The organism is Roseivivax lentus (assembly GCF_900156805.1).
GTDB classification, from domain to species: Bacteria; Pseudomonadota; Alphaproteobacteria; order Rhodobacterales; family Rhodobacteraceae; genus Roseivivax; species Roseivivax lentus.
In genome coordinates this window covers 38,625-48,995 of sequence record NZ_FTOQ01000022.1, presented here as the reverse complement: position 1 = coordinate 48,995, position 10,371 = coordinate 38,625, and the positions used below count along the sequence as shown (strand labels likewise).

Here is a 10,371-nt window from a genome sequence, read left to right as displayed (position 1 = left end):
ACCAGCATTGACCCCATCATGAACCAGCAAACATAACGAAAGGGCGGGTCAGTTCTCGGTGACAATGCCGGGTCAGTTCTCGGTGACATCCAACAACCAAAGACGAAGAAACTTAAAGGCGCGTAGTTCCCGGGGGCCAGAGATCGAAGTCCTGGCTCGTTTCCAAAAAGGGAGGGGCAGAGTGATGGGCGATTCCCGCAACGTCGTCTCTGCGGTGCAAAGGCTACGGTCCTTGCACGTCCAGACGGAGCGCGACGTAAAACTCCGCCGTCAGCTCGATCGTCTTCTCACTGTCGATCACGATGGAAATCAACTTCCAGTGCCCGTTCGCGACGGGCACACTCAGGAGACCAAGGGGATCGCTTTGATTGAGGCTCCTGGCGGTGGAAAGACGACTGCCGTCAGGTACGTCCTCGAGGAAACATCTGTTTTGGGGTTCAACCCTGAAACCGAGAGGCCGCGATACTTGAAGGTCGAAGTTCCAAGCCCGGCCAGTCTCAAAAGCGTTGGTCGAGCCATTTTGGCACAGCTTGGACTGAGCGATGTGCGGGATAAGACGCCTACCGCTGATATCTGGGATCTGGTGCGCTTCAGGCTGGCGCGTGAGGGCAAGGTCGTCCTGTGGATTGACGAGGCCCATGACCTCATCCTGGCAAAATCTGCGAGTGAGACGGAACACACACTCCGGATGATCAAGTCATTGATGCAGGGTCCCGGAGCAGTAATCCCAATCCTGAGTGGAACTGAGCGCCTTGCAGAAATCACGAACTTCGATGTTCAGGTCGACCGGCGTTTCACAAAGATCATGCCTGGCGATCTCGAGTTTGGTGCGGACGAGGGAAACGTCACAGGCCTGATCGAGGATTACTGTGACGCGGTCAGCATGCGTCTGAAGCTTCCAGATGACCTCCCAGCCCGGCTTATCCATGCAAGTCGAAAGCGCTTCGGTAGGGCCGTGGAGACGGTGATCAACGCGATCGAATGCGCGCTCTACGACGGTGATCGCACGCTTAGTCTCAGCCACTTTTCTGAAGCCTGGGCAATGCAAGAGGGGTGTTCCCCGGAAAACAATGTTTTCTTGGCGCACGACTGGCTCGATATCAGGCTCGACCAGCAAGCCGACGAGTATGAATCCGCTCGTATTCAGCGGCAGCGCAAAAAGCTGGATAGGGGGTGACACAATGCACTTGGTGCCCGTCCTTCCCCTTATGCCCCACGAGACGCTTGTCTCATGGACAGCGCGGATCGCGCGCTATCACGCCAACATGAGCAGCCACTATTTTCTGAGTTTGATTCAACTGAGCAGGCAAGACGTCGTCGATGGTACGGAATATGGCGTGACGCGGCTTGCCGACCTGACCGGTGTCCCGGAGGCGCGTATTGAGAAGTGCTGCATCCGGAGAGAAGGTGACCGCAATCTGTCTCACCGCGGGGAGTGTTTCAGTTCGCTGTTTATGTGTCGCACGCAAGTCAGCTATTGCCCTCAGTGCCTTCTTGAAGACCGTGACACAGAGGGTGCAAGCCTTGGAATGCGTGTCGGTCGCTTGAGCTGGATGTTCCGTACCGTTCGGGCCTGTCATCGTCATGGCTGTGAGGTTTTACGAAGACCCCGGGAAAACTTTTCCGAGCAGTTTCAGGACATGGAGATAGTTGCACCCGAAGATTGGGCTCTGAAGCAGCAGGTGCCGGCCGCTGGGGCAATGATGCATTCAGAGCTTCAAGAATATGTGGAGCGCCGGCTTGCTGGCGCGTCGGGCCCCATGTGGCTCGACGAGCAGCCCATCGATCAAGCGGCGAAAGCATGCGAAATGCTTGGTGCTTGCATGGAATATGGGGCGCATTGCGACTTGGATCGTTTGGTCCCAGCCGACTGGCACTGCGCTGGAGCCGTCGGTTTCGAGGCGACCTCACAGGGCGTCAAAGGTATCAGGGCCGCACTTGATCAGATCCAGAGAAAGTCAGCCGGAAAATATGCACGTGGCGGAGGGCCGCAGGCGATTTTCGGTCGACTCTATCAATGGCTTCAATTCAACAAAGGTGGACAGGACCGAGGCCCGATCCGGCACGTTCTCCGGGAACACATTCTCGATGCGTTTCCGATTGGACCAGGAACACGGCTTTTCGGAGAGTGCGTAACGCAGCGTCGACGGCATTCAGTGTCGAGTCTTTCCCGAGAGAGTGGATTGCATCCCAAGACGCTCAGTCGTGCGCTTGTTCGGAGCGGCCTTATTCAGGAGCAGGAAGAGCAAGACGTCGACCCATGGAGCACCGCAGACGCCAGGCAGGCTGGAATTCTTGTACAGAAGATCAAGCACTCAATCCCGGTGAAGCAAGTCCCCAAGTACTTGAACTGTAATCGCAGGCAGGCAGAGCTCCTGGTTAGGGAGGGGATCTTGCCTCAGCTCGTCACATCGGAGCGGTTTCATGGTGGCGTACTAACCAATGTCGCGATTGAGGATATCGAAGCATTCCTTTCGAAGTTCCGACGTCACGGGCGTGAAGTTTCGGCCCCTGACCAGCAGATGATCGACGTAATCACCGCTTCAGAATTGGTTCGGGTACCAGTCGTAGACATTGTGCGCATGGTCCTTGATGGTCAACTCTCGAATATCGAGCTTCTTGACCTTGAGAATGGCTTTCGTTCGGTTCTTGTTGATCCGTCTGAGGTAAGAAGTGCCGTCGATAGGGCGGACGAACAATCCGGTCTTTCGGCCAGAGAGGTTGCAAACGAGCTGGAGATTTTCTCTTCAGGCCCTTCCCAACTTCGCAAAAACTTGGATCGGGATGGCCAACCTTTCCTGAAAGCGGTCGAAATTAGGAACTCAAAGGGCAAGGCCAAGCACCGCTACGCACCTGCCGAGGTTGAACGCTTCAAGAAGCGTTATGTGAAACTCGGAGATCTCGCGAACGAACGAGGAATATCGGCGAAGGCGATGAGTAAGCGGCTCCGCGAGAATGGAGTCTCAACAATTGTTCCGCGCAATCTCCTGAACGCAGCATTCTATCGTCGGGCTGACTTGTAGACTTTTCACTACATAAATGAATGCCAAGAAGCCGTCCCTCGGGGCGGCTTTTTTCATGCGTGGATTTTGCGGCTTCTCCCTCCAGTTTGCTCGGCCAGAAAAGTTTGGCGTTCTGATACCCGACTCTTTGGCGAAATACGCCGCCAAAAAATAGAGGCTTGCCAATGCCGCATTGATTTAATTGTATTTTTCAGCGCGAAGATTGGGATCTTTGTCAAAAATTGGCCGCTCCGACAGCCTTTCGTTAGGGCGCTGCCAGGCGCGGGCCTGCGGCGCGCCCGGTGCCCGGCCACAGCTTCACAAAGCGACGTCGCAGACGAAGATGCCGTTGGTCCCGCCCTCAAGGCTGGCCAGGAGCCGCGCGCCGATGGTCTTATGGGTCTCGTTCGCGAGATAGGCATCGCGCGCCGCGGCGTCGCGGAAATCGATCCAGAACATTTCGGACAGGCCATGCGTGAGCGGCGTCTCCGGCGATATGTTCGGCCGCGCGCAGAAGGCCTCGATGCCGTCGAGTGCGTCCGCAAGAGCCGCGAGATCGCCCATCAGCGCGTCTTTCGCGTCCTGCGAAACCGTGTCGGCGTATTTCAGAAAGACGAGATGTCGGATCATGATCGGTCCTCGATGTCGGCCGCGCCATCAGGCGGTCGGAATGCCCACGGGGCGGGCCAGGGCACACGCGATCCAGCGCCAATCGCCCGCGCTGGGGGGCGCCCCTGGCCTGCGAGCCCCCGGTCGGTGCCGCGTCTTCGAACGTCACCGGGCAGCACAGCGTCACATCATGCGGTAGGAAAAATCCGCCGTGGCGCTGGTCGCGACTTCCTCGGCGCAGCTCTGGATCTCCGCATGCAGAGGCGATTTGCGGCAGACCGGATCGGTCGCGGCGGGATCGCCTGCCAGCGCCATGGCCTGGCACCGGCAACCGCCGAAATCGACCTTCTTCAGATCGCAGGACCGGCAGGGCTCCTGCATCCACGCATCCCCGCGATAGGCGTTGAAGGCGGCGCTGTCATACCAGATGTCGCGCAGCGGTGTCTCGCGGATGGTCTCGAAGCGCAGATGCGGGATGGTCTCGGCGGCGTGACAGGGCAGCACGGTGCCTTCGGGCGTGATGTTCAACCCCACCATGCCCCAGCCCCCCATGCAGCGTTTGGGTTTCTCGGTGTGGTAATCCGCGGGCACGTAATCGAGCACCAGCTTGCCCTTCAGCCGCGCGCGCGCTTCGGTCACGATCCGCGTGGCCTCGTCCGATTGCGCGCGGGTGGGCATCAGCGCGGCCCGATTGGGCAGCGCCCAGCCATGGAACTGCACCACTGCCACCTCGATCCGCCGCGCGCCCATCTCCTGCGCCATCTCGATGGCGCGCGGCAGTTGGTGCAGGTTCTGCCGGTGCAGCACGGTGTTGAGCGTCATGGGGATCCCGCGCTCCTTCATCCAGCCCGCGACCTGCATCTTGCGGTCGAAGCCGCCCCGGTAGCCGCCGATCCGGTCGGCCATCGCCGCATCGGTGCCCTGTAGCGACAGCTGGACGTGGTCGAGCCCCGCCGCCTCCAGCGCATCGAGCCGCGCCTCGCCGAGCCCGATCCCCGAGGTGATGAGGTTGGTATAAAGCCCGGCCGCCCGCGCACCCGCCACCAGCTCGGGCAGGTCGCGGCGGCTGACGGGCTCGCCGCCCGACAGGTGCAATTGCAGCACGCCCAGCTCGGCGGCCTGGCGGAAGGCGTCGAGCCAGTCCCCGGTCGTCAGCTCCGCCTCCTTGCGGGTCAACTCCACCGGGTTCGAACAATAGGGGCAGGAGAGCGGGCAGCGATGCGTCAGCTCCGCGAGCATGGCCATGGGTGCGGGAATGCTCATGGCCGCAAATCCACGATGCGCCGGTCCGCGAGCCCCTGCAGGAACTCGCCCGCATCGGTGGCGATCTGCGCGGCGGGGGCGCTGTATTTCGCGGCCAGCGTGTCGACGATGCCGCCGAAAGGCGTCGTGCCGTCGACCTCGGACAGGATCGCATGGCCCACCGGATCGAGGCTGATCGTGCGTTCCGGCGCCAGCAGCACCCAGCGGTCGCGGACATGGTCGTGGTGCAGGCGCACGCCGCGCGGCAGCGCGGGCACGGTGTCGGCGGAGAGGCTCATGACGCGCGCGCCTCGGGCACGCGCAGATGGGTGCCGGGCTGCCAGGCGCCGGGCGGAATGCGCGCGGGCGTCACATAGGCCGAATAGAGCGCGTCGAGCTGCGCCCAGAGCACGTCGGTCTTGAAGATCAGCGCCTGCGCCGCGGCATCCTGCTTTTCCGCCGTATCGGCATGATCGAGAACCCAGCCCAGCCCGAAGGCCACGTCCTTCGGGGCCTCGTCCAGCCGCTTGCGGAAATAGGACAGGCTGGTGTCGTCGGCGAACTCGTAATGCGCCAGAAGGCCCTTGATCCGGTCGGCATGGATCTTCGGCGCGAAGAGTTCGGTGAGCGAGGCCGCCACGGCCTCCAGAAGCGACTTGTCGCGGACGAAGCGCACATAGGCCTCGACCGCGAAGGTGGTCGCGGGCAGGATCCCGGTCTTGACGGCCACGTAATCCCGGTCGAGCCCCACCGCATCGGCCAGCCGCAGCCAGCGTTCGATGCCGCCCTCGTTCTCGGCGGTGCCGTCGTGATCCTCGATGCGGGACCGCCAGGCGCGGCGCAGCGCCGGATCGTCCACGCGGCTCATGAAGGCCGCGTCCTTCCGGGGGATCGCCGATTGATAGGCAAAGCGGTTGATGACCCAGGCGCGGACCTGATCCGGCGTGCAGCCGCCCGAATGCAGCATGGCGTGAAAGGGGTGCTTGTCGTGATAGCGCTCCGCGCCGATCTGGCGCAGCCGCGCCTCGAATTCTGCTTTCGTGGCTGTCACAGCTCGCTCTCCCACCCGTCCTCGGCGATACGCCAGCCCGCGGCCTCGGCCTCCGCGCGCTCCGGCGAGGCCGGGTTCCAGACCGGGTTCGTGTTGTTCATGTGGACAAAGATCTTCCGACCGACGCGCAGCCCCGCGAAGGCCGCGATGGAGCCCTCGGGCCCCGACATGGACATGTGTCCCATCCGCGCGCCGGTCTTCTGGCTGAGCCCCGCCGCGATCATCTCGTCGTCGCGCCAGAGCGTGCCGTCGAAGAGCACCGCATCCGCCCCGTCGAGCCGCGCCCTGAGATCGTCCCGCAGCGCCGCGCATCCGGGAATGTAATGCACGCTGGAGGCCGCGCCCTGCAGCGCGACGCCGACGGTCTGCTCGCCCTCGAGCTCGGTCTCGACGGTGTCCCCTTCGAGGTAGAGCGGCACTTTGCCCGGCACCGCATAGAGCGTGGCGATCACCCCCGGCACCAGTTCGAAAGGTGTGTCGAGCGCGATGGTGGTGCGGGTCACGAAATCGGGGTTCAGCGCGTCAAAGACCGGGTTGGCGGCCAGGACGGCATGGATTTCCCGCGTGGCGAACAGCGTGAAACGCTGCTGTTCGCGCAGGGTCAGAAGCCCCGCGATATGGTCGATATCGCCATTGGTGACGAGCACCGCGCGCACGGGGCTTTCCCGCAGACCGGTCGGATGCAGGGCCGGGGCGCGGGCCAGCTGTTCACGCAGATCGGGCGAGGCGTTGATGATCGCCCAATCGGCCCCGTTGGCCGAGACGGCGATGGAGGATTGCGATTGCGGCGGGATTTCGCCGCGCCGCGCGAGATTGCACATCTCGCAACCGCAATTCCATTGGGGCAGCCCACCACCGGCGGCTGCCCCGAGAATAATGGCGCGGAGGCTCATGGAAATTCTCCGCGATGGCCGTCTCAGAACAGCGGGTCGGTGCCGCGGTCTTCGCCCTCGGGGCCGTACATGTTGATTTCCATGCCGCACTCGATTTCGCGGATGACGGGTTTGGTCCAGGCCATTTATTTCTCCTCCGGGATTGTTGTCCGATCACGCTACGCGCCGCGGGGCGGGGCGTCTGTGGGACTTTGGTCTGGGGCGCGGGAGGCTGCGGCGGGCGTTGGGCGATTCGCCGCCGGAGGGGCCGGTCCGTGCCGAATTCCGGTGCCGAATTCCCGTGCCCGTTTCCTAACCCAGATAGGCGCGCAGCGTCGCCTCGCAGCCATCCCGCCAGAGCGCGGTAAGATGCCGCCCGAAGGCCTCCGCGAAGGCGGGCGCCTCACCGAGGGTGCCGTAATACTGCGTCTGCGCCAGCCACTTGCCCGGATCGTCGCGCGCCGCCAGCGCCGTCGCCTGCAGGACGTCCCAGTCGGGATCGTTGGGTTCGATCACGGAGCCGTCGGCGCGCGTGCCCGCGCACATCCGCGCCCAGAGCGCCTCGACCAGCGCGAGGCCCTCCGCCGGCGTGCCCGCCGCCACCGCGTCGCGCAGCGTCGGCAGCACGAAGCCCGGATGCCGCGATCCGCCGTCGAAGGCCACGCGGCGCACGGTGTCGCGGATCTTGGGATTGGCGAATCGCGCGGCGATCAGCTCGATATAGGCCTCGGGCGTCATGCCGGGCACCGCGTGCACATGCGGCGCGACCTCCTCGGTCAGCACCTTGGCGAAGTAAGGCCCGATCAGCGGATGGGCCATGCAGCCCGAGATCGTCTCGACGCCCAGCACCTCGCCCGCGTTGGACAGGACCTGGTGCCCGGCATTCAGGAGCCGCAGCTTCATCGATTCGTAGGTGTGAACGTCGTTGGTCAGCGTCGCGCCGGCCTCTTCCCAGGGCGGGCGGCCCGCGCAGAAGGCATCCTCGATCACCCATTGGCGGAAATTCTCGTGGGTGACGGGGGCGGCGTCGTCGATCCCCAGCGCCTGCGCGCGGGCGATTTCCGACGGGCCGGTCGCGGGGACGATGCAATCGACCATCGAGTTGGGGAAGGTCGCCTCTGCGGCGATCCAGTCCGCGAGCCCCGGATCGGTGCCGCGCGCCAGCGACAGCACCGTGTCGCGCACGATATCGCCATTGCCCTGCAGGTTGTCGCAGCTCTGCACGGTGAAGGGGCCGTGGCCCGCCGCCCGCCGCTGGGCAAGGGCGGCCACGATGGCGCCGAAGGCGGTGCGCGGGGTCGCGGGGTGCGCGATATCGTGCACCATGTCGGGATGCGCCGCGGCGAAGCTGCCATCGGCGGCGTCGCGGTAATAGCCGCCCTCGGTCACGGTCAGCGACACGATGCGGATGGCGGGATCGGCTATCTGCGCGATCAGGGGCGCGTTGTCCACGGCGATGGGCAGGAAGTCGATCATGCTGCCGGTGACCTCGGCGCGGATGCCTTTGGGGTCGAGTTCGATGAGCGTGGTCAGGCAATCCTGCGCCAGAAGCTTTTCGCGCATGGCGGCGTCGGGCGCGCGCACGCCGGCGCCGATGATCGCCCAGTCATGCGCCAGGCCCGCCTGCATCAGCCGGTGCAGATACCACGCCTGGTGCGCGCGGTGAAAATTGCCGAGCCCGATATGCACGATGCCGGGGGTCAGCCCGGACCGGTCGTAGCGCGGCCCCTCGATGCCGTCCGGAAGGTCTTTCAGGGTGTCGTTGCTCAGTCGCATCGCGCGCGCCTCCGTCTTCAGCTCATCCACTGGCCGCCATCCACGTTATAGGTCTGCGAGACGATGTAATCGGCCTCGGACGAGGCGAGAAAAACCGCCATTCCGGTCAGATCGGCGGGCACCGCGAAGCGGCCCGCGGGCACGCCGGCCTCGACCTCGGCCTTCTTCTGGCCGGGTTTCTTGCCCTCGAGCTTGGCGAACATGCTGTCCACATGCACCCAATGCTCGCCGTCCACCACTCCGGGCGCGATGGCGTTCACGTTGATGCCGTGCTGGATCAGGTTCAGCCCGGCCGATTGCGTCATCGAGATCACCGCCGCCTTGGTCGAGCAATAGACCAGCACCAGGGGCTCTCCGCGCCGCCCGGCCTGGCTCGCCATGTTGATGATCTTGCCGCCCTCACCCTGCGCGATCATCTGCCGGGCCGCCGCCTGCATGGTGAAGAGCGTGCCCTCGACGTTCACCGCGTATAGCCGGTCATAGCTGTCACGGGTGATGTCCACCGTCTCGGCGGCATCGAAGAGGGCCGCGTTGTTGATGAGGATGTCGAGCTTGCCCGCCTCCGCCACCACGCCCGCGACGGCGGCGTCGATGCTTTCCTGCCGCGTCACGTCGAGCGGAACGACATAGGCGCCCGGGCCGATCTCTTCGGCGGCTTCGCGCGCGGCGTCCTCGTTGATATCCCCGATCGCCACGCGCGCGCCCTCGTTGACATAGGCCCGGGCGAATTCCTTGCCGATGCCGCGGGCGGCGCCGGTGATCAGCGCGGATTTGCCCTCCAGCCGCCTCATGCGATGCGTAGGCCCTGCGCGTCGAAGCGGTGGATTTGCCCCTCCTCGGGTTCGATATGGATCTTGTCGCCGTGGCGCAGCCCGACCTCGCCGCCGGCGCGGATGGTCACGGCCTCCTCGACGCCCTCCACATCGACGTGGAAGAAGGTGTCGGAGCCCAGATGTTCGGACACGATGACCTTGCCGGTGAAGGTGCCGCCGCTCTCGACGATGCGGAAATGCTCGGGCCGGATGCCGATATGGGTGGCGTCGTGCTTGGCCGCGGGCGCGCCCGGAATGAGGTTCATCTTGGGCGAGCCGATGAAGCCCGCGACGAAGAGGTTGCGCGGGTTGCGGTAAAGCTCGAGCGGGCTGCCGACCTGCTCGATATGGCCCGCGCGCAGCACCACGATCTTGTCAGCCATGGTCATCGCCTCGACCTGGTCGTGGGTGACGTAGATCATCGTGGTCTTCAGCCGTTCATGCAGCTCCGAGATCTCGAGCCGCATTCCCACCCGCAGCGCCGCATCGAGGTTCGACAGCGGCTCGTCGAAGAGGAAGGCGGAGGGCTCTCGGACGATGGCGCGCCCGATGGCCACGCGCTGGCGCTGGCCGCCCGACAGCTGGCCGGGCCGCCGGTCGAGGTAATCGGTCAGGTTCAGCGCGTCGGCGGCCTTCTTGATCCGCGCCTCCTGCTCTTCCTGGCTGAGCCCCGCCATCTTCATCGGGAAGGCGATGTTCTTGCGCACCGACATGTGCGGGTAAAGCGCGTAGGACTGGAACACCATCGCAAGGCCGCGCTTGGCGGGCGGCAGGTCCGTCGCCGGCGTGCCGTCGATGGTAATATCGCCCGAGCTCACATCCTCCAGCCCCGCGATCAGCCGCAGCAGCGTGGACTTGCCGCAGCCCGAGGGGCCCACGAAGACCGTGAATTCGCCGTCCTCGATGGTCAGGTCCAAGGGCGGGATGACCTCCACCTCGCCGAAGCGCTTGACCACCTTGTTGAGTGTGATGCGTCCCATGTGTTCTTCCTTTTTGCGCTACCGCTT

11 protein-coding genes are annotated in these 10,371 nt (G+C 64.2%); 2 read left to right on the top strand and 9 right to left on the bottom strand.

Going from position 1 to position 10,371, the window contains the following annotated elements; all coding sequences use genetic code 11:
- The first annotated feature begins 184 nt into the window (after nucleotides 1-184).
- Together BW990_RS19520 and BW990_RS21160 are read left to right on the top strand one after the other, a co-directional pair.
- Entirely contained in the window at nucleotides 185-1,177 is a 993-nt protein-coding gene (locus BW990_RS19520; RefSeq protein ID WP_076450921.1) for a TniB family NTP-binding protein, read from the top strand.
- A gap of 31 nt (nucleotides 1,178-1,208) precedes the next feature.
- Nucleotides 1,209-3,023: a TniQ family protein gene (locus tag BW990_RS21160; RefSeq protein ID WP_159441698.1), complete on the top strand. Its 1,815-nt coding sequence runs from the start codon at nucleotides 1,209-1,211 to the stop codon at nucleotides 3,021-3,023.
- Nucleotides 3,024-3,320: 297 nt separating this feature from the next.
- Here BW990_RS21160 and BW990_RS19505 read toward each other — a convergent pair whose 3' ends face one another.
- From BW990_RS19505 to BW990_RS19465, 9 genes are all read right to left on the bottom strand, one after another.
- Nucleotides 3,321-3,632 carry a Dabb family protein gene (locus BW990_RS19505; protein ID WP_076450918.1) on the bottom strand — a complete coding sequence of 104 codons (312 nt, stop codon included), beginning with the start codon at nucleotides 3,630-3,632 and terminating at the stop codon, nucleotides 3,321-3,323.
- A gap of 162 nt (nucleotides 3,633-3,794) precedes the next feature.
- Nucleotides 3,795-4,874 carry a pyrroloquinoline quinone biosynthesis protein PqqE gene (pqqE, locus tag BW990_RS19500; protein ID WP_076450916.1) on the bottom strand — a complete coding sequence of 360 codons (1,080 nt, stop codon included), beginning with the start codon at nucleotides 4,872-4,874 and terminating at the stop codon, nucleotides 3,795-3,797.
- Nucleotides 4,871-5,152 (bottom strand): pyrroloquinoline quinone biosynthesis peptide chaperone PqqD, encoded by a 282-nt coding sequence (gene pqqD, locus BW990_RS19495; RefSeq protein ID WP_076450914.1) that lies wholly within the window; start codon nucleotides 5,150-5,152, stop codon nucleotides 4,871-4,873. The genes pqqE and pqqD overlap by 4 nt, the downstream gene beginning before the upstream one ends.
- On the bottom strand, nucleotides 5,149-5,904 hold the full coding sequence (gene pqqC, locus BW990_RS19490) for a pyrroloquinoline-quinone synthase PqqC (protein ID WP_076450913.1): 756 nt from the start codon (nucleotides 5,902-5,904) through the stop codon (nucleotides 5,149-5,151). Before pqqC ends, pqqD begins: the two co-directional genes overlap by 4 nt.
- Complete coding sequence (gene pqqB, locus BW990_RS19485) at nucleotides 5,901-6,797, bottom strand: pyrroloquinoline quinone biosynthesis protein PqqB (protein ID WP_076450912.1); 897 nt, start codon at nucleotides 6,795-6,797, stop codon at nucleotides 5,901-5,903. Before pqqB ends, pqqC begins: the two co-directional genes overlap by 4 nt.
- Nucleotides 6,798-6,820: 23 nt before the next feature.
- Nucleotides 6,821-6,922 carry a pyrroloquinoline quinone precursor peptide PqqA gene (gene pqqA, locus BW990_RS19480; protein WP_076450911.1) on the bottom strand — a complete coding sequence of 34 codons (102 nt, stop codon included), beginning with the start codon at nucleotides 6,920-6,922 and terminating at the stop codon, nucleotides 6,821-6,823.
- 166 nt (nucleotides 6,923-7,088) lie between these two features.
- Entirely contained in the window at nucleotides 7,089-8,552 is a 1,464-nt protein-coding gene (locus tag BW990_RS19475; RefSeq protein ID WP_076450929.1) for a mannitol dehydrogenase family protein, read from the bottom strand.
- 17 nt (nucleotides 8,553-8,569) lie between these two features.
- Nucleotides 8,570-9,343, bottom strand: a complete 774-nt coding sequence (locus BW990_RS19470) for an L-iditol 2-dehydrogenase (protein WP_076450910.1) — start codon at nucleotides 9,341-9,343, stop codon at nucleotides 8,570-8,572.
- Nucleotides 9,340-10,344, bottom strand: coding sequence for an ABC transporter ATP-binding protein (locus BW990_RS19465; RefSeq protein WP_076450909.1), 1,005 nt, complete (start codon nucleotides 10,342-10,344; stop codon nucleotides 9,340-9,342). Before BW990_RS19465 ends, BW990_RS19470 begins: the two co-directional genes overlap by 4 nt.
- Nucleotides 10,345-10,371 lie beyond the last annotated feature (27 nt).